Here is a 20361-nt window from a genome sequence, read left to right as displayed (position 1 = left end):
GGATAATCCGATGCGGGATCGCGGCAGCCTTTTGGTTTTATTGTCAGTTATCGTTTTCCATCATTTTCAGTGATTTGATCAGGGAATGATTGATGTGCAGGATGATCGCGTCCTGGACGGCATCTTCATTCTCCCTTAAAAGCGCATCGATAATGGCACGGTGCTGTTCAAGATTGTCAACACGGTTCTGGTCATCCTTCAATGCGGCGTAGACGGCGAGGCGCATCTGCTGGATCATCACAGACTGATACAGGTTGATCAGGATCTCATTCCCGGTGATATCGACCAGATAGGAATGAAAAGAAGTATCGATCTGAAATTCATCATAATCCGGACCGGCGGCAGCCTTTTCAAACTGCTTCAGATATTCTAAAAGCCTGCTCTTGGAGTACATGGAGATATATTTCCTACAGACAGTCGGCTCGATCAGCTTACGTGTCTGATAGAGATCGTCGATACTTTTTTCGGTAAAAGGAGTGATCCGCATTCCCTTGCGCGGGAAAATATCGATCAGATTCTCAGCCTGCAGCATGAGCAGCGCCTCGCGGAGCGGTGTCCTTCCAAAGGATGTCTCTTCCAGAAGCTGCTTTTCATTAAGTTCCTGTCCCGGCAGGTATTCACAGGATACGATCTTGCGATAGAGATATTCATATGCCTGATTTGTCAATGCTTCTGCCATTATTCTCCTCCTTTTTGGTAAATATGCTGTAACAAGCATATATAATTTTGTGACAAATTGCAAGTGAAAATTCACAGAAATCCATTGAAATATATCACAAAATAGTGTAATATGATAATAGATATATCACATAGCAAAAGCAAAGACAAAATAATAACGGGAGGAACAGAAAAAATGAATGAAAATGAGACATATATCAAAGATATACGAATCTACCAGGCTGTCAGCAAACTGAGCCATCCGATCGCAGATTCCACTCATGATATCAGCAAGATCGCGTTTTACGTTCTTGAGGTTGAGACAAAGGGCGGAGTGATCGGTCAGGGATATCTTTTAAGCTTCCATTACAGCCCGAACGCAATTGAAGGCGCCTTAAAAGATATGAAGAATTTCGTACTCGCGAAAGATTATCATGTATATGAGACCGCACAGGTCCAGAAGGATTACGAGATCGAAAGTGAGTATTTCGGAATCGTCGGACTTCAGAGATGGGCACTGGCAACTTTAAACGTAGCAATGTGGGATGCATGGGCAAGAACCATGGGACAGCCGATCTACCGGATGTTCGGATGCCACAGAAAACCGATCCCGGTATACGGAAGCGGCGGATGGATCAGCTACACGGACGAGGAACTTGTTGATGAGGTTGTAAACTACCAGAAACGTGGATTTACAGCAGTCAAGATCAAAGTCGGAAGTCCGGATATGGAACGTGATATCCGCAGATTAAACCTTGTAAGAGAGGCAACCGGTCCGAATATGAAGATCATGATGGATGCGAACCAGGGTATGGATGTTCCGTCAGCCGTTAAACTGATCAGCAATGTGGAACATCTCGGAATCTTCTGGTTTGAGGAGCCGGTCGTTAATACAGATTTTGAAGGATATGCAACGATCCACTCAAAGACAAAGGTCAGCCTTGCAATGGGTGAGAGAGAGTACTCCACAGTTGCTCTCCGCGAACTGATCGGAAGACGTGCCCTTGATCTTTGGCAGCCGGATCTGATCCGTCTCGGCGGTGTTGAAGCATGGAGAGACAGCGCGGCACTTGCAAACGCTTACAATATTCCGGTACTTCCTCACTACTATAAAGACTATGATGTACCGCTTCTCTGCACAGTTGCAAACCCGTATGGCGCAGAGAGCTTTGACTGGATCGATGCGATCATCGATAATCCGATGGTTATCGACAATGGTTTTGCCCGTCCGCGTGAAGGCGAAGGCTGGGGCTTCCGCTTCCTGCATGAGTTCATGACAGAGGTAAAATAAGGAGTGATCTGAAATGAGAGCGATCGTTCTTCCGGAACCGTGGAAGGCTGTGACAGCCGAAAGAGAAATTCCGGTTCCAAAACAGGGAGAGGCATTACTGAAAATGGTCTGCGGAGGGATCTGCGGAAGTGACCTGGCTTCCTACCGCGGCCAGTCCGCATATGTCAGCTATCCGCGTACGATCGGACATGAATTCGCTGCCGAGGTTGTGGAAGTCGGCGAGAATCCATATGGGATCAAAAAAGGAATGCTGGTGACGGGAAACCCGTATTTCAACTGCGGGACCTGTTATTCCTGCCGGCGCGGTTATGTGAATGCCTGCATCCACAACGAGACGATGGGTGTCCAGAGGGAAGGAGCTTTCAGCGACTACTTCACGATGCCGGTCGAGCGGCTGTTTGACGGCGCAGGGATCGATCCGAAGGAGCTGGCGCTCGTTGAGCCATTCTGTATCAGTTACCACGGTGTGTCCAGAGCGGAATTAAAACCGGGGGACAAGGTGCTGATCTTTGGCGCGGGAGCGATCGGGATCCTGGCCGGTGTTGCGGCAAAAAGTTTCGGAGCGAAAGCTTATATCACGGATATTGCCGAAGAAAAGGTAAAAAAAGCAGTCAATGATTTCGGGCTGGACGGCGGATTTGTCAATGACAGCCCGGAAAAACTGACGGAATTTATCGGGACGGTCACAGGAGGAGACGGATTCGACGCAACGGTGGAAGCTGTTGGCGCCCCGGCAACATTCTTAGCTTGTGTGAAGGCAGTTGTCAGCCGCGGAAAGATGGTTGTGATCGGTGTCGCGAAGAAAAATGCGGATTTCAATTTCCTGGAAGTTCAGAGAAAAGAATTGAATATGTATGGATCCAGAGGTGCAACCTCAGACGATTTCCGGGCAGTATTAAAACTTGTCCGCGAAGGATTTGTGGATCTTACAAAACTGATTTCCAGAACATATTCCGCAGATCATGCGGAAGAAGCATTTGAAGATCTCGATAAAAATTATGGGGAAATCGTAAAAGCTGAATTCGAGTTTTAAACAGAAACTGTAAAAATGTATTTTATTTATGGGAGGAAAAAACTTATGAAGAAAAGAGCAATGGCAGCCGTATCAGCAGTAATGTGTGCATCCATGGTACTCAGCGCATGTGGCAGCAGCGCATCCACAAGCACAACCGCAGCACCGGCAGAGACAAAAGCAGCTGAGGAGTCCAAAACAGAAGAGACGACCGCAGCGGCAGCATCCGGAGACGTTGTAACGATCAACATCGGTTTTGAGAACACGACCGAGGAGCCGATCGGACAGGCTGTTGAAAAATGGGCAGAGCTCTTAAAAGAAGAGAGCAATGGCACCATGGAACTCAAAGTATTCGCAAACAGCGCACTCGGAAACAAGAGTAAACTGATCGACCAGATGGTCATGGGTGAGAATGTGATCACGATCGCAGACGGCGCTTTCTATGCTGATTACGGTGTTCCGGATCTTGGTATCCTCTATGGACCGTTCTTCTTCGATAACTGGGATGAGGTTTGGAAACTGATCGACAGCGACTGGTACAAAGAGCAGTGCAGCAAGCTTGCGGATAAAGGACTCACCGTTCTTGGTTCCAACTGGGTCTATGGAGAACGTGAGTTAATGACAAAAGACAAAGCTGTTGTACCGGCAGACATCAAAGGTAAAAAGATCCGTCTTGCAAACAGCCAGATCTATGTAGAAGGCTTCAATGCATTAGGAGCTACAGCAGTACCGATGGCGCTTGGTGATGTTTACACCGCATTACAGAACGGTACTCTTGACGGCGTTGAGAATCCGCTCTCCACATTATACGGACAGAGCTTCCAGGAAGTTACAAAGAACATCCTTATGACAGGACATATCTTAAACTTCACAACATGGTGCATCGGAACAGATTACCTCAACACCTTAACACAGGAGCAGCAGGATCTGTTATTCAAGACATGTGAAGAAGCTGGTCTCTACAATAACGAGAAGCAGGAAGCAGCTAACGACGACTACAGAAAGAAACTGGAAGATGCAGGCGTAACATTCACAGAGCTTACAGACGAAGAGAGAGCGCAGTGGAAAGAAGCAAGCCTTTCCTTCTATGAGAAAGGTTCCCAGTTTGGATGGAGCGATGGCCTTTATGATACTGTAAAGGCAGCAATCCAGTAAACTGCAGGATGTGACAGAAAGAAATCTCATGGCGGTCTCAGTCTTCCATGAGATTTCTTTTATAAAGATCCGGAAAACATGATTTGCCGGATGATCGAAGGATGGTGAGGAATGACAATGAAGAAAATACTGGATATCCTGGATAAAATCGAAGTTGCTGTAGCGTCATTGGTTCTCCTGGTCTTGATCTGTGTGACCTTTTTCGGCGTACTGATGCGTTACATCTTTAATAATCCGTTTACCTGGGAAGAAGAACTCCAGCTGGCATGCATGGTATGGATCACATTCCTGGCGGCTCCGGCGGCGTTCCGTACAAAGAGCCATGTGGCAATTGAAATTCTTGTAGACGCATTGCCAAAGAGCCTGAGAAAAATCGTGGAACTTCTGATCCCTGTTGTTGTATACGCAGTTCTGATCTACTTCTTCTTCAGAAGCCAGAATTATATCGCTGTTATGCTGCGTACAAGCAGAAAGACCCCGATCCTGATGATTCCGTACTCTACGATCTACGCGATCGCGCCGGTCTCCATCGTGCTCATGCTGATCAGCTATACGGAGCAGAAATATTATGAATTAAAAGAATTATTTAAAGGCGACGGAAAGGAGGAGAAGTAATGAACTCAGCAGTTGGTATTATGGCAATTGTTCTCCTTGCGCTGTTATTTCTTAAGATCCCGGTTTTTGTAGCGGTACTTGGAGCTTCCGTTATCTACTTTGTCATGACTCCGGGAATCAATCCGGCGGTATTTGCCCAGCAGGCAATCACCGGATCTGAGAGCGTGACACTTCTCGCAATTCCGTTTTTCGTATGTGCCGGTGTTCTGATGAATTATACGGGTGTTACGAAACGGATCATGGACTTCTGTTCCGTACTGACCGGAAGAATGTACGGTGGACTTTCCCAGGTGAATATCTTATTAAGTACATTGATGGGCGGACTTTCCGGTTCCGCACTTGCGGATGCGGCGATGGAGGCCAAAATGCTTGTTCCTGAGATGGAAGCAAAAGGAATCGGACGCGCATTCTCCACCGTAGTTACCGCGGCCTCTAGTATGATCACTCCGCTGATCCCGCCGGGAATCGGACTGATCCTTTATGGATGTATTGCGAACGTGTCCATCGGTAAACTGTTTATCGCTGGTTTCGGACCGGGCATTCTTCTTTGCGCGACTATGATGTTCATGGTATCGAAGATCTCCAAGAAGCGTGGGTATCTTCCGCTCCGCAAAGAAAAAATGACAGGATCCATGTTCTGGACGTCCTTTAAGCCGGCAATTCTCCCGTTATGCCTTCCGATCATCATCATCGGCGGTGTTCGTCTCGGTGTATTCACGGCCACAGAGGCCGGTGCCGTTGCAATCGTGTACGCTGCTGTCCTCGGATTCGGCTACAGAGAGTTGGGACCGAATGAAATCCGTCAGGGCTTAAAAGAGACTCTGATGACAACATCATCCATCATGCTGATCGTTGCCGCAGCGTCCACATTTTCCTGGATTCTCACAAAAGAGATGATCCCGCAGATGTTTACCCAGTGGATGATCTCTGTAATCCATAATAAATGGATTTTCCTAGTTGCTGTTGATATCTTCCTGATCTTTGTCGGCATGTTCGTAGAAGGAAATGCCAGCATGATTGTTCTCGTGCCGTTATTTGCGCCGGCCGCGACAGCATACGGAATCGATCCGATCCACTTCGCCATGGTATTTATTTTCGCAAACGCGATCGGCGCGTTCACACCGCCGATGGGAACATTAATGTTTGTAACCTGCGGTGTTACAAAGTGTTCCACAAAGGATTTCATTAAGGAAGCCGTTCCGTTCTATGTACTGTTATTCGGCTGCCTTCTGATCCTTACCTTTATCCCGATCTGCTCGACCGGACTCGTAAACATCATTTATTAGGCGCAGAAATCATAAAAACTGATAGAAAACACGCTGGTTTCATGATGGTGAAACTGGCGTGTTTTTGTATTCTACAGCGGAAAAAACGGGAGTTTTCCCTTGAAAACAGCAGGGGTTCCACTCGCCGGAACCACTTTCCGGCATAATATCTAAAAAGCAGTTCTGCAATTTGTAGTGTACGACAAAAAGGTGATTCATAGTTACAAAACATTGCATTGTCAGTCAACTGATGATAAAATATGCAAGAATAAATGGAATTTACAGAACAATATTCCGCTTGGCGGAATAATAGATGCATAACTCATAAGGCACAAAGCGGTTGCCTCAATGGAGACTGCGATCATTACATGACAGAAAATGGAGGAAATTATGCAACTGGTTGATCGTGCATTAAATGCACTGGATATTTTAAGCCGGAATATGGACGGGATGTCTGTTACGGAGCTTGCAAATCAACTTGGAATTCCGGCTAGCTCTACCCATCGGGTACTTGCAAGTCTGAAAGGAAACGACCTGGTCGTACAGGATAAACATACAAAGAAATACCATCCCAGTTATCGGATCTGCGGAATTGCTGCCAATATCATAAAGAGCAGCACGCTGGTACGGAACGGGAATCCGCTGGTAAAAGAACTCGCGGAGAAGATTAATCAGAAGGTGGATCTCTGTGTGATGGAGCATGGAGTGATCCGCAACATCGTGAGCAGTGACTGCGGTGCACCGGTCCAGTATATGGAACAGCCGGAGTGCGCAATGGCAGCTGAACAGGTATTCCGCGCTTATCAGTATATGGAGCCGGATATGAAGGAGATGGAACATATCCGCCGGCAGGGATATACGCTCGTTGACTGCGAAGAGAAGAGCTACAGGCAGGAAGCGGCATGCCCGATCTTTGATTTTTATGGTGATATCATGGCAGCGCTGACATTTGTGTCGATCAAAGATGGAAATACGAGAGAACTGGTCAGAAGGATCTGTCTTTTACGACAATTTGCGGAACAGATCTCCAAGTCAGTGCGACAGAGATAAAAAGACCGGAGAATACAGTTGGCAAGTGGGCTGCCGCATGAAATGTGCGGCAGCCTGCTTTTTATTTACCAGGAAAAGAAATATTCTTGACATTTACCTATAAAACTATGTATGATAAGTTCGGCACTATACCAGTAGATCATGAATGATCAGAGGGGTCCGCAGACACAAAACAGAGCATTGGTCCGGGAAGGGACAGTCGATGGGCAGATCCCGCAAGTGTAGTGAAGGAGGAAACAAAAGACCATGAAACAGGTTCATGAAACATTAGACCGGATCCTTCCGGAGATCATCGCGATGAGTGAGGACATTTACCGCCATCCGGAACTTGGATTCAAGGAATTCAGAACGAGAGAAAAAACGATCGAGGCTCTGGATAAAGCAGGGATCCCGCATGAGGATGTTGCTTACACGGGAATCCGCGCTGTGCTGGATTCGGGAAAACCGGGTCCGAATATCGGTCTGATCACGGAATTTGACGCAGTTCCGACTTTCGGACATCCGTATGCCAGCGAGGACAGCTATGCCGCCCACACATGCGGTCATTACGGTCAGCTCGGCGTCATGATGAGTTTATTCCTGGCGATCAAAGAATCAGGGATGTTGAAAGATCTCTGCGGCAAGGTTACACTTCTTGTAACGCCGGCAGAAGAATTCTGCGATATGGATTACCGGAAAGAGCTGATCAGAGAGGGAAAGATCTCCCACCCATCAGGAAAACAGGAAATGATCGCCACAGGCGTGTTCGACGATGTGGATCTCATGCTTTCCTGCCATGCAATGGGGATCGACATGACAAAATATCATGCGGAGATCGGCTCCAGCTTAAACGGTTTCATCATGAAACGCGCGATCTTTACTGGAAAGGCGGCGCATGCGGGCGCAAATCCGGAAGGTGGTGTAAATGCATTAAATGCAGTCAATCTCGCAATGACCGGAATCAACTTCCTGCGCGAGACATTCCGCGCTGATGATGCGATCCGTGTCCATTTCTTCGTTCCGGAAGGCGGACAGTCCGTCAACACGATCCCGGCAAGAACGCAGCTGGAAATGTATGTCCGGGCGAAAACCGTTCCGGCGATCTTCGAGACGAACGCGAAAGTAACGCGTGCGATCCGCGCAGGTGCACTTGCGATCAACTGTGATCTGGAGATCCAGGATACTCCGGGATACTTCCCGCTTCATCAGGACGAGAACCTGACAGCGCTTGTGAAAAAACATATTCTGGATTACATCGATGAGAGCATGATCGCCCAGGGAACCCACGGATTTGCTTCCGGTGATATGGGAGATCTGTCACTGATGTGGCCGATCGTCGAGATCGGAGTTGCCGGATTTGAAGGCAGCATCCACGGAAAAGATTTTAAGACGGTGGACCCTGAACAGGCATATTGTGTTCCGGCACATTATTTTGCGGACACCGTGATCGACCTGCTGTCTGACGGCGGTGCTTCTGCATGGAAGATCAAAGAGGCATTCCAGCCGGTAATGAACAAGGAAAACTATCTGGAGACCCTGGACAGTTTGAATAAATCAACGTTTTACGAGAAGGAGAACAACTAATTATGAGAAAGAAAATCGTATGCAGCACACTGGCTATGGCACTGGCAGCTTCCATGCTGTTCGGATGCGCGAGCGAGAGCAAGACTGAGACAACAGCCGCAGCAGGAGAGACAACTGCAGCTGCTGAAACAACTGCGGAGGCAGCAAAGGCAGAGACAAACGGTGAGAAGTTAAAAGTGACACTTCTTGTTACCGGTTCTTTCGGCGATAAGGCATTCAATGATTCCGCGCAGGCCGGCATGAAGAAGCTGGAAGAAGAGCTCGGCGACAAAGTTGAAGTCAACATGGTCGAGATGGGAAGCGATAAGACAAAATTCGAAGGTTCTATGTTAGACGCATGCGAGTCTGATGCAGACCTGATCATCACAGGTCTCTGGGACATGAAAGAGATCACAGAGAAAGTTGCACAGGAATTCCCGGAGAAGAAATTCATCATCTTCGATACAGACGTTGATTACACAGTTGGCGATCTGAGCAACGTATATTCCATGAGCTACAAGCAGAACGAGGGCGCTTTCCTTGCAGGTGTTCTTGCAGCAAGCGTAACAAAATCTGACATGGAATTTGCAAATGAGGACAATGTGATCGGTTTTGTAGGAGCAAAAGATACAGCGGCTGTTATCAATGACTCCGCAGTCGGCTTCATCGAGGGCGCACAGTTTGTAGACCCGGATGTAAAGGTACTCGTTTCCTATGTTGGTTCCTATGTGGATTCCGCAACTGCAAAAGAGCTTGCGATCACTCAGTATTCCAACGGTGCTGATGTCGTTTTCGTAGCAGCAGGTCCGGCTTCCGTAGGCGTTATCGAGGCAGCTGCTGAGAGCCAGAAATACTGCATCGGCGTTGACTCTGACCAGGCACTTGCTTACGAGGGCAAAGACGAAGCAAACTACATCATCTCTTCCGCGATCAAAAACGTTGGCGAGAGCCTCTACAATGCGGTAGAAAAGGCCGTTGACGGCACACTTCCGTATGGTGAATATCAGATCCTTGGTATCGAGGACGGCGTTGTAGGTCTTGCTGACAATGATATCTATCAGTCTGTTGTATCTGACGATGCAAAGAAGGCAGTCGAGGACGCAAAAGAGAAACTGCTTTCCGGCGAGGTCAAGGTTGATTCCGCTTACGGCATGGATGAGGCAACCTTAAAAGGCATCATCAACGGAGCACAGTAAAGGAAAACAGCTGAGACATGCACCCATAGTTTAGTTCACATCTCCTGTATCAGGCAGAAATGAAGCAGCAGGCGGAAAATGCTGTTCCCGGGGTCATCCCGGAGCAGACCGCCCGGCGCTTCCCCTGTCCGCGGATCGCAGGAGATGTTGCTTTTTATCATCATGCATAACGGTGGGGACGACTGCCGGAACATACAGGCGGATAAGAGCTTTACCTGGAGGAGAATGAATGGAGCAGGAGATCATTTTAGAGGCCCGGAATATCACAAAAGTATACCCGGGCGGCGTTGTGGCAAACCATAATGTCAATCTGCAGATCAAAAAAGGTGAGATCCATGCGCTGGTCGGAGAGAACGGTGCAGGAAAGTCAACTTTGATGAAAATGCTGTTTGGTATGCTGGCACCGACGGAAGGCCAGATCTTTGTGGATGGAAAAGAAGTACACTTCTCTTCATCCAGCGATGCAATCGCGGCCGGACTCGGCATGGTACACCAGCACTTTATGCAGGTCCCGTCCATGACTGTGGCGGAGAACCTGATCCTCGGTGCAGAGCCGGGAACCGCACTGAAAGTAGACAGGAAAGAAGCAGTGCGGATCACGACAGAACTTTCCGACAAATACAATCTGAAGGTAGAGGCAAAAGAAAAGGTCGAAGACATTTCTCTTGCCATGCGCCAGAAACTTGAGATCTTAAAGGCACTCTACCGGGGCGCGCATATCCTGATCCTGGATGAGCCGACAGCCGTGCTGACACCGCAGGAAACAGAGGAACTGTTTGAACAGTTAAAACTTTTAAGAGAACATGGCCACACGATCATCTTCATCTCACACAAACTAAATGAAGTCAAGGCACTCTGCAACCGCATGACGATCCTCAGGGACGGAAAGACCATGGGAACGTATGAGATCTCAGATCTTGATGAGAGGGAGATCTCCCGCCTGATGGTCGGCCGTGATGTCAGCCTGGATATTGAAAAAGAGGAGATGGAGTTTGGAAAAACCGTCTTTTCAGTAAAAGATCTTGTCTATGTGGACCAGTTCGGAAAGACGAGACTGGATCATGTCTCGTTTTCCATCAAAGAGGGCCAGATCCTCGGAATTGCCGGTATTGATGGAAACGGACAGTCGGAGCTCGTTGAGGCGATCGTCGGAACCTTAAAGCAGCAGCAGGGAACGATCACGATGAATGGAAAGGATATTTCCAATGCTCCGGTACTCGCCCGTCAGGAAGCAGGAATCTCCCATGTCTCAGAAGACCGTATGAAATTCGGAACGGCTCCGAAACTTTCCCTGGAGGACAACACGATCTCAAAGGTTTACTATACGGATAAATTAAAAACACACGGACTTCTCGACAGCAAAAAGATCAGCGAGTTTACAAACAGGATCTTAAAGGAATTCCTCGTAAAATACGATAATTCCAAACAGTCCATCGCGGAACTTTCCGGTGGTAATGTCCAGAAGGTCGTTGTTGGCCGTGAGTTTGACTATGAACCGGATCTCCTGATCATGAACCAGCCGACGCGCGGAATCGATGTCGGTGCGATCGAGTTCATCCGGAAAAAGATCGTTGACATGAGAAGCAGAAAGAAAGCGATCCTGCTCGTCTCCGCGGATCTGAGCGAGATCCTTTCCCTGAGCGACACGATCCTCGTCATGCATGAAGGCCGGATCGTCGGACATATCGCGGATGTGAAGAAGACATCGGAGAACGAGCTTGGTCTTTACATGCTCGGTGTAAAAGAAGATTCCAAAGAGCAGATCGGAGGTGCCTGCTGTGAATAAGAAATTTACCATCGTAAGACTGCTCTGTGCATTCGGGATCGCCATTGCCCTGTCTGTGGCAGTCATCTTCGCAGTCAGTGAGGAACCGGTGACAGCGATCTACAACCTGTTTTTGGGACCGCTGCAGTCGAAACGTCACTTTTTTGAAGTATTTGCGAGCAGTGTGCCGCTGATCTTTACAGGACTTGCGCTGGGACTTGTCTTTAAGTCCGGAAACTTCTCGATGATCGCGGATGCATGTCTGTATACAGGCGCGGTCGTGACCGCGGCGCTTGCCATCAAAACATCTCTTCCGTTTGCAGTCCACCCGATCGTCATCATGATCGCGGCAGCGGCAGTCGGTGGAGTGATCGGCAGCATCCCGGCTCTTTTGAAAGTGTATTTCCACACAAATGAACTTGTAACTTCCCTGATGTTCAACTATGTATTCTTCTATCTCGGGATTTACAATGTGACAAAATTCCTGGCAGACCGCGAGGCGGGAACCTTTGCATCAAAGAAATATCAGGCGACGGCAGCACTCGGAAAGCTGATCCCGGGGACAAATTTCCATGTTGGATACCTGATCGCGATCGCGGCCGTGATCGCCTTATACATTCTTGTATACAAGACGAAATTCGGATATGAAGTGCGCATCTCCGGAAGCAATCCGGAATTCGCAAAATATTCCGGGATCAGGACAAGCCGTGTCATCATCATGACCCAGATCATTGCAGGTGCCGTTGCCGGTCTCGGCGGTGCCGTGGAGCAGATGGGAATGTACCAGCGTTTCAACTGGCAGGATTCCCCGTCCTACGCATGGGACGGTGTCATCATCGCGATCCTGTCCGGCAACAATCCGAAAATGGTCCCGTTTGCCGCGTTTTTCCTGGCATACATCCGTGTCGGTGCGGACCTCATGTCACGCCGCTCTGATGTACAGAATGAGCTCGTTTCGATCATCCAGGCCGTTCTGATCCTGTTTGTAACGGCAGAGCGGTTCATGGCGGGATGGAAACAGCGCGAAGAAGCGAAAAAAGCACTGAAAGGGGAGGCGTAACAGATGAATCTTTTACAGGAAATTTTAAAAACATTAAGTCTCCCGGAGTTCTACTTCGCGATGTTCCGAAGCGCGACGCCGGTGCTCTTAACAACACTTGGCGCGATGATCTCGTCCAGATCGGGGACAAGCAATATCGCACTGGAAGGAACGATGCTGATCTCCGCGTTTGTCGGCGTTGTCGTCAGCGCCTTTTCCCACAGCGCATGGATCGGATTCCTGGGGGCGGTATTTGCAGGATTTGTTGTCAGCAACATTCTCGCCTACTTTATCCTGAAATTAAACTCCAATGCGGTCATTTCCGGTATTGCATTAAACACGTTTGCATCAGGAGGAACGATCTTCGTCCTCTATCTGATCACGGGGGAAAAAGGCGCATCCACATCCCTGGAATCTTTAAAACTTCCGAGTTTAACAATCCCGGTCGTAAAAGACATCCCGGTGATCGGTGCTGTCCTTTCCGGACATCATGTCCTGACATACACAGCACTTGTTTTAGTGGCAGTTGTATGGTATATGTTTAAGTACACGAGACTCGGTATGCATATCCGTGCGGTCGGGGAATCTCCGGATGCGGCGGAATCAGTCGGCATTCCGGTAAAGCGGATCAAATATATCGCACTCTGCCTGAGCGGGATCCTGACAGGTATGGCGGGCGCTTTCCTGTCCATGGGATATGTAGGACTTTTCTCATCCGGAATGACTGCCGGACGCGGTTATATCGCACTGGCGACGCAGGCGATCGCGGCGGGAAATGCAGTGATCGGAATGCTTGCATCCCTGCTGTTCGGATTCTGCCAGAGCCTTGCGAACTATCTGCAGAATTCTTCCATTCCGCTTCAGTTTATCCAGATGATGCCTTATCTCATCATCATCATTGCCTACACGATCTACTGCGCGATGGTAGAACATAACAAGAAAAAGAAACAGATGAAAGCTGCGGCTGGGAAGTGATCCCGGCCGGAGAGGAAACAGCTCCTGGGAACGGGAGCTGTTTTTAGAAGACAGAAAGGAGAATGAATCTATGGGTCATGTAACAGAACTTCACTTACATCTGGACGGCTCACTCAGCCCGGAGACAGTCTGGGAGCTTGCGAAAGAACAGGGGATCAGGCTTCCTGCGGAGAGCGCGGAAGAAGTAAAGTATAAAATGGAAGTGCCGGAAGACTGCAGGACACTGGAGGAATATCTGGAGCGCTTTGATCTTCCGCTTCTTGTCCTTCAGAGAGCAGACGCGATCGAGCGTGTGACTTATGAGCTTGTGGAAGATCTTGCAAAGGAAGGTGTGGATTATGCGGAGATCCGCTTTGCACCGCAGCTTTCCGTAAATGGCGGTCTGACGCAGGATGAAGTTGTCGAGGCAGCGATCCGCGGTGCGGAGCGCGGCATGAAGGCCTATCCGGAGATCCGTGTCGGACTGATCCTCTGCTGCATGCGCGGAGCAGACAATGAAGCGTTGAACATGCAGACGGTGGAGACAGCGAAAAAGTATCTTGGACCGGTCGTGTGCGCGGTTGACATTGCCGGCGCGGAAGGTCTGTTCCCGACGGAAAACTTTGCACCGGTCTTTGCGAAAGTCCGTGAATACGGAATCCCGATGACGATCCATGCAGGAGAGGCTGCCGGACCGGATAGCATGAAGACAGCGCTTTCCTTCGGGACAAAGCGCATCGGACATGGAGTTGCGGCGATCAATGATCCGGAACTGATCCGGAGACTGATCGACGAGAATGTGACACTTGAGGTATGTGTGACGAGCAATTACCACACAAAAGTTGTCCCGGCGATCGAGATGCATCCGATCCACAAGCTTCTCGATGAGGGAGTCCATGTGACAGTAAACTCTGATAACCGGACATGTTCCAGAACGACACTTCAGAAAGAGAAGGAAGTCTTAAAGGAACAGCTCGGATTCAGCGACGAGGAGATCGAAAAGATGCAGGAATATGCCTGGGAGGCAAGATTCCTGAAATAAAAGGAATAAGATACAGGAAAGCGACAGAATGAACGAAAAAACTCCGGGAATTCTGTCGCTTTTTCTGTACTAAAAAATATATATTCCATTAAGCGGAATGAAAATCGTCAAAAATATACAAAAATTGTCCCATGAAATTGTAGTGTATGCCAAAGATGGGAGGAAAAGTCACTTGACATTGCATTGAAGTGCGGAAAATGTTAAAATAGATAAAACTAATTTCAGTTTACGGAATACCATTCCGCTGCACGGAATAAACAAAACAAATGACGAGCGATGCTATACGGCAGCTGTTTGAACGCAGATAAGCATTCCCCCGCTTCAAGTGCGCGGAGCACTAAGCGGTGGGTGAGTGGGATGCTTATGTCAGTGGGAGTTGAAAGCTCCCACTGACAGATCGCGAAGCGACTGCGTTCATGAGCAAGTAGCGAAGCGGATTGCGAATGTCCGCTTTACTAGCTGCTGCTGCGACAACAAGTGGAGGCAATTATGCAGTTAGTTGATCGCGCACTGAGTGCGCTGGAGGTCCTGAGCCGGAACATGGATGGCTTGTCCGTTACGGAACTTGCAGAACAGCTGAATATCCCGGCAAGTTCTACCCATCGGATACTCACAAGTCTGAAAGGAAATCACCTTGTTGTTCAGGATGCACAGACAAAAAAATATCGTCTGGGATATAAAATCTGCGGTATTGCGGCAGGTGTTGTAAAGGGAAGTGCACTCACACAGACAGCACAGACATCGATGCAGAAACTTGCAGAAAAAATTGACAGGAATGTAGTCCTCTGTATCATGGAGCACGGCGTCGCCATGAACATTGCATGCAGTGAACGCGGCGATTCCAATATGTACATGATGAAGATCGGTCATGTGATCCCGTTTTATTCTACCTCTGCCGGCCGTGTGTTTATGGCGTATATGGACAGGAAACAGGCGCTTGAGATCCTGGAAAAAGAGACGAGAACAAAGACTACGCCGAATACAAAAACAGAGCTGCAGGAGTTAAATGCAGAGCTTGACCGCATCCGCGCCCAGGGATATTCCGTGATCGATGAAGAACTGCAGCTTGGTATCCAGGGTGTGGCGTGCCCGATCTTTGATATCAACGGGGAGCCGGCGGCAGCACTGGCATTTACTTCGCTGAAAGACGGAAATGAAGAAGAGATGCAGGAACGGATCCGCCTGTTAAAGGCATGTGCGGAAGAAATTTCTGAGGCAATCCGGTAAAGAAAAAGGAGGAACGTTATGAGTGAGTACAGCGTAGAGTTAAAAGGCTTAAACAAGGTATACAGCAACCTCTTAAAAGAGGATACAGTAGCGTTGAAGGATATCAATCTTCAGATCCGGCCGGGTGAGTTTATCTCGATCATCGGTCCGTCCGGATGCGGAAAATCAACACTTTTACGGATCATCGGAAACCTCGACAAACCGACATCCGGCACGATCGAGTACCGTGACGGCGCAGACCAGCAGATGGGCTTTGTTTTCCAGGATTCTGTCTTGCTTCCGTGGAAGAATGTAAGACAGAATGCGGAATTCCCGCTTGTGATCCAGAAAAAACAGACGGAAGAGAATGAGAAAAAGCTCGATGAACTCTTAGAACTTGCAGGACTTTCCGAGTTCAAGACAGCGCTCCCGCGAGAACTTTCCGGCGGTATGAAACAGAGGGTTTCCATCGTCCGTGCGCTTTCCTACGATGCGCCGCTGCTCCTGATGGATGAGCCGTTCGGTGCGCTGGATGCCCTGACGCGGGACCATTTAAATGAGGAGCTGCTGAAGATCTGGCAGAAGACGAAAAAGACGGTCATCTTTGTCACACACAGCATCGAGGAGGCGACGTTCCTGTCAGACCGGGTGCTCGTCATGTCGGCGAGACCGGGACGCGTAAAGGAGATGGTCGAGATCGATCTGCCGCGCCCGAGGGGAGAAGCGACAAGAAATGATCCGAAATTTACAGAATACAATAAGTACCTGAGGGGGATCATCGGATGAAGAAAAATGGAAAACTTCAGGGTGTCTTAAGAACGATCGGGGAGTATGCACTTTCCGTCGGTGTCTTTATTGCGATCTGGTGGATCTACGTTGCAGTGAAACATGTACCGGCGTACATTCTGCCATCGCCGCCGAAAGTATGGAACAGTCTGGAAAAAATGTTTGTAAAGGGAACGGTTTATCCCCATCTCTGGACGACAACATATGAGGTCATTCTCGGGTTTGTGATCGGAGCGTTTCTCGGGATCGTACTTGGATATATATTTATCAAGGTCGATGCGTTGAAAACGATGCTGATGCCGTATCTGATCTTTCTGCAGACAGCGCCGAAGATCGCTCTTGTTCCGCTGTTCGTTATCTGGTTCGGGATCGGACTTGTATCAAAAGTTGTCCTGATCATTTCCATGGTACTGTTTCCGGTATTGTCAGGCATGATGCTGGGATTGGAATCGATCCCGCCGGATGTCAGAAACCTGATGAAGATCTTAAAGGCATCAAAATGGCAGATCTTTTCACAGGTTGAGATGCAGTATTCACTTCCGGCACTTTTTGCGAGCATGAAAGTGGGGATCGTCCAGGCAGTCATCGGAGCGATCGTTGCAGAATGGATGTCGGGAAAACAGGGCCTTGGCTACATTTTAACATATGCATCATCGACATATGACACACCGATGCTGCTCGCAGGCATCATCGTAACGATCATCCTGGGAATCGCAACATACCAGGTGATCAGCGTGCTGGAAGATAAATTCCTGTACTGGCATGAGTCAAAGAACTGATAAGGACTGCGCCTGTTCGGAAAAAGACAAAGGAAGAAAGTTTTTGGAGGAGATTTGTGTGAATTTTACATCGGCTTCATCACCGACGATGAATGGAAAAATGCCGCATATCCAGTGTACGGCAGATGATATTGGAGAGATCGTGCTGCTTCCGGGGGATCCGGCGCGCGTCTCGATGTTTGAGGATCTGCTGGAAGATTACAGGATCGTCAGCAATTACCGGGAATACGTGGTTGGGACAGGATATTACAATGGCATTAAAATTACAGTGTGTTCCACAGGGATCGGCGCACCGTCAACAGAGATCGCTGTGATCCAGCTGATCGCGCTCGGAGCAAAAGCATTGATCCGGATCGGCGGAACAGGTGTCCTGAAGGAAGAGGTGCCGTGCGGCGCTATGGTATTAAACACAGGTGCTGTCCGGAGAGGCGGTTCATCGTGCTTTTACGCACCATCGGAATACCCGGCGCTGGCATCGTTCGAGGTCCTGGACTGTCTGAAACGTGCGTGTGAAGAGAGAGAACAGCCATATTCCATGGGAGTCTGCATGTCGGTCGGCTCTTTCTACCATGGTCAGGGACGTCAGATGCCGTTTGAAACGGGATATGATGAAAATGCGGTCCTGGAACAGTATAAAAAATGGAACATCCTGAACATGGAGATGGAAGCGGAGACGATCTTCACGCTGGCGTCATTGAACAATGTTTTCTCGGGAAGTATCTGCGCGGTACACTGCAACCGGATCACGGACCAGTGGCTGGTGGATTTTGAACCTGCGCAGAAGGAAATGTGCAGAACGGCACTGGCAGCAGGAGAAAAATTATATAAGGAATATCTTCACAGAAAATAGCGGAAAAAGATACTGCGGATAACGGATCTATGATAATGACCCGGCCGGAGACGGCAGGGAAAATTATAAATGCCGGGAATATCACCCGGCGGGAGCAAATGTATCAATCCATTATGAAAAGGAGAAGGAGAGTACTATGAGAAAGAAAATTCTTGCAACCGTACTGACAGCAGCCATGGCAGTGTCCATGCTTGCAGGATGCAGCTCTGACAGCGCAAACAAAGCGAGTGAGGCAGCCGCAACAACAGCAGCAGAGACAACTGCTGCGGAAGAGAGCAAAGCAGACGAAACAACAGCAGCCGAGGCAAAGGATGCAGGAGACTTAAAGACTGTTTCCATCCAGATCGACGGTTCCGCTGTTCCGTATTACGCACCGTTATATCTTGCACAGGAAAACGGATACTTCGCAGAAGAAGGTCTGAATGTAGAGTTTTATTATGCAGCAGCTGCTGATATCGTAAAGAATGTCGCAGCAGGAAATGTTGAGTTCGGTTTCCCGAATGCAGATGCAGTTGTAGCTGCAAAAGCACAGGGAATCCCGGTAAAGGTTGTTCACACAACATACCAGGAAGGTCTTGGAGCGATCATTTTCGGAAGTGATTCCGGAATCAGCACACCGGCTGACTTAAAGGGCAAAAAAGTAGCGGTAACAAGCCTTGGAAGCGCAAACTATTTCCAGCTTCAGGCAGCTCTGGAGTCCGCAGGACTTACCATCGACGATGTTCAGGTTGAGATTGTTGGTACAGGTGCGATCCTGACAGCTCTCACTGAGGGTCAGGTCGATGCGATCGTATTCTCCAAACTCAGAACGATCGAGTTAAACAACTCCGGTTTCGCTGCAAGCGAGATCACATGTGACCAGTTCCTTCCGTCCTTCGGAAACGTATTAGTTGCAGGCGACGCACTTGTTGAGAAAGATCCGGAAACAGTTGATGGCTTCTGCCGCGCATTAAACAAAGCGATCGAATACATCATCGACGGCCATGTAGAAGAGGCAGTTGATATGTCCATCGAGAAATATGCACCGACATTCGCAGAAAAGAGAGATGTTGTTGTCCAGATCTTAAATGATGTATTCGTAAAGACATTATGGCAGAGCGACTACACAGCAGAGAACGGAATCGGCGCATCTGATCCGGAGAAGTGGCAGGCACTCATCAATAAATCCAAAGAGATCGGCAACATCGATGAGACCTTCGATGCAGCAGAGCTTCTTTATACACCGGCAAAATAAAAGAGAACAAAGATTTCCCAGCTCCGGGCTGGAAGAGTTATGAGGTGAGAGATGTTTTACAGAAAATACAGAAAAATCATTCTTCCGGCATTGTTTCTGCCGTTGTTTCTGATCGTGTGGGAACTGTATATCCGGCTCTTTCATGTACCGAATTATCTGCTTCCCGGCCCGGCAGAACTGGCAGATTCAATGGTAAAGCTGTTCGTCAGCGGCGATATCATGAAACATATCCGTGTCACGATGGAAGAGATCCTTATGGGAACCGTGATCGGTATTGTGATCGGACTGATCCTCGGGTATATTATGGCGAAGATCCGGTTTATTGAACGCCTGATCATGCCGTTTGTTATCATTATCCAGACAGCGCCGAAGATTTCCCTCGCACCGTTATTTATCCTGTGGATGGGACTCGGCATCGAATCAAAGGCAGCCCTTGTTATCCTGGTCGTATCATTCCCGATCATGATCAACGAGGTGTCCGCGATCCGTTCCATTGAAGACAATGTATACAATCTGATGAAGGTGCTCAAAGCCAGCAAATGGCAGACATTCTGTAAGATCGAGGTTCCGTATTCCATCGAAATGATGCTGTCCGGTATCAAGCTTGCCCTGACACAGGCGATGACAGGTGCTGTTATCGGCGAGATGATCGGAGCCAAAGCGGGACTCGGATATCTGCTGACACTGGGAAGCGAGACATATGATATCAAGATGATCTTAAATGCAGTCATCCTCTTAAGCGTGATCGGTCTGGCGCTGTATCTGATCTCGGAATTTGTCGAGAAAAAGGCGCTTTACTGGAAAGTCATCGATAAGAGTGTGGTCGGTTAAAAATCAAAAGAAAAACAGGCAAGGTTCTCCTGCGGCGCATGATGCTGCAGCGGGGACCTTGTTTCTTTTTTAGCCGGCCATCATGTGGATGG

19 protein-coding genes are annotated in these 20361 nt (G+C 48.6%); 18 read left to right on the top strand and 1 reads right to left on the bottom strand.

The genetic code is table 11. The features are described 5' to 3' along the window. Positions 1-43: 43 nt before the first annotated feature. Complete coding sequence (locus FN001_RS12630; protein WP_118298401.1) at positions 44-679, bottom strand: GntR family transcriptional regulator; 636 nt, start codon at positions 677-679, stop codon at positions 44-46. 174 nt (positions 680-853) lie between these two features. On the opposite strand from FN001_RS12630, the gene FN001_RS12625 reads away from it, so the two are divergent. The 18 genes from FN001_RS12625 (at position 854) to FN001_RS12540 (ending at position 20269) form a co-directional block, all read left to right on the top strand. Beyond that, positions 854-1948, top strand: a complete 1095-nt coding sequence (locus tag FN001_RS12625; RefSeq protein WP_118298400.1) for a mandelate racemase/muconate lactonizing enzyme family protein — start codon at positions 854-856, stop codon at positions 1946-1948. A 13-nt stretch (positions 1949-1961) separates the two neighbouring features. Next, entirely contained in the window at positions 1962-2981 is a 1020-nt protein-coding gene (locus FN001_RS12620; protein ID WP_142412063.1) for an alcohol dehydrogenase catalytic domain-containing protein, read from the top strand. Positions 2982-3026: 45 nt separating this feature from the next. Then, positions 3027-4115 carry a C4-dicarboxylate TRAP transporter substrate-binding protein gene (locus FN001_RS12615; RefSeq protein WP_118650776.1) on the top strand — a complete coding sequence of 363 codons (1089 nt, stop codon included), beginning with the start codon at positions 3027-3029 and terminating at the stop codon, positions 4113-4115. A 111-nt stretch (positions 4116-4226) separates the two neighbouring features. Next, the gene (locus FN001_RS12610; protein WP_243016028.1) at positions 4227-4730 is read left to right on the top strand and encodes a TRAP transporter small permease; all 504 of its coding nucleotides are present in this window, start codon (positions 4227-4229) and stop codon (positions 4728-4730) included. After that, positions 4730-6016 carry a TRAP transporter large permease gene (locus FN001_RS12605; protein WP_142412062.1) on the top strand — a complete coding sequence of 429 codons (1287 nt, stop codon included), beginning with the start codon at positions 4730-4732 and terminating at the stop codon, positions 6014-6016. The genes FN001_RS12610 and FN001_RS12605 overlap by 1 nt, the downstream gene beginning before the upstream one ends. Positions 6017-6385: 369 nt before the next feature. After that, positions 6386-7045, top strand: coding sequence for an IclR family transcriptional regulator (locus FN001_RS12600; RefSeq protein ID WP_185911922.1), 660 nt, complete (start codon positions 6386-6388; stop codon positions 7043-7045). Between the two features lie 246 nt (positions 7046-7291). Beyond that, on the top strand, positions 7292-8608 hold the full coding sequence (locus FN001_RS12595) for an amidohydrolase (RefSeq protein ID WP_118298395.1): 1317 nt from the start codon (positions 7292-7294) through the stop codon (positions 8606-8608). 2 nt (positions 8609-8610) lie between these two features. After that, positions 8611-9783, top strand: coding sequence for a BMP family ABC transporter substrate-binding protein (locus FN001_RS12590; RefSeq protein ID WP_118513660.1), 1173 nt, complete (start codon positions 8611-8613; stop codon positions 9781-9783). Positions 9784-10012: 229 nt separating this feature from the next. Next, positions 10013-11569: an ABC transporter ATP-binding protein gene (locus FN001_RS12585; protein ID WP_118298393.1), complete on the top strand. Its 1557-nt coding sequence runs from the start codon at positions 10013-10015 to the stop codon at positions 11567-11569. Continuing rightward, the gene (locus FN001_RS12580) at positions 11562-12608 is read left to right on the top strand and encodes an ABC transporter permease (protein ID WP_118321424.1); all 1047 of its coding nucleotides are present in this window, start codon (positions 11562-11564) and stop codon (positions 12606-12608) included. Before FN001_RS12585 ends, FN001_RS12580 begins: the two co-directional genes overlap by 8 nt. 3 nt (positions 12609-12611) lie before the next feature. Next, positions 12612-13562 carry an ABC transporter permease gene (locus FN001_RS12575; RefSeq protein WP_118298391.1) on the top strand — a complete coding sequence of 317 codons (951 nt, stop codon included), beginning with the start codon at positions 12612-12614 and terminating at the stop codon, positions 13560-13562. 70 nt (positions 13563-13632) lie between these two features. Continuing rightward, on the top strand, positions 13633-14583 hold the full coding sequence (gene add, locus FN001_RS12570) for an adenosine deaminase (RefSeq protein WP_142412060.1): 951 nt from the start codon (positions 13633-13635) through the stop codon (positions 14581-14583). Positions 14584-15072: 489 nt separating this feature from the next. After that, a complete protein-coding gene (locus FN001_RS12565; RefSeq protein ID WP_142412059.1) occupies positions 15073-15810 on the top strand; it encodes an IclR family transcriptional regulator in 738 nt (245 codons plus the stop codon). A gap of 18 nt (positions 15811-15828) precedes the next feature. Next, positions 15829-16575, top strand: coding sequence for an ABC transporter ATP-binding protein (locus FN001_RS12560; protein WP_118298388.1), 747 nt, complete (start codon positions 15829-15831; stop codon positions 16573-16575). After that, positions 16572-17354, top strand: a complete 783-nt coding sequence (locus tag FN001_RS12555; RefSeq protein ID WP_118298387.1) for an ABC transporter permease — start codon at positions 16572-16574, stop codon at positions 17352-17354. The genes FN001_RS12560 and FN001_RS12555 overlap by 4 nt, the downstream gene beginning before the upstream one ends. Before the next feature lie 58 nt (positions 17355-17412). After that, positions 17413-18204 (top strand): nucleoside phosphorylase, encoded by a 792-nt coding sequence (locus FN001_RS12550; protein WP_243016026.1) that lies wholly within the window; start codon positions 17413-17415, stop codon positions 18202-18204. Positions 18205-18340: 136 nt separating this feature from the next. Then, positions 18341-19438, top strand: coding sequence for an ABC transporter substrate-binding protein (locus FN001_RS12545; protein ID WP_142412058.1), 1098 nt, complete (start codon positions 18341-18343; stop codon positions 19436-19438). A 51-nt stretch (positions 19439-19489) separates the two neighbouring features. Then, a complete protein-coding gene (locus FN001_RS12540) occupies positions 19490-20269 on the top strand; it encodes an ABC transporter permease (RefSeq protein ID WP_118298385.1) in 780 nt (259 codons plus the stop codon). Positions 20270-20361: the final 92 nt, after the last annotated feature.

This window comes from Clostridium sp. Marseille-P7770 (genome assembly GCF_902143525.1).
In the GTDB taxonomy this organism is placed as follows: Bacteria; Bacillota; Clostridia; order Lachnospirales; family Lachnospiraceae; genus Pilosibacter.
The sequence above is the reverse complement of the archived record's forward strand: the minus strand, read 5'-3'. Positions and strand labels throughout refer to the sequence as shown.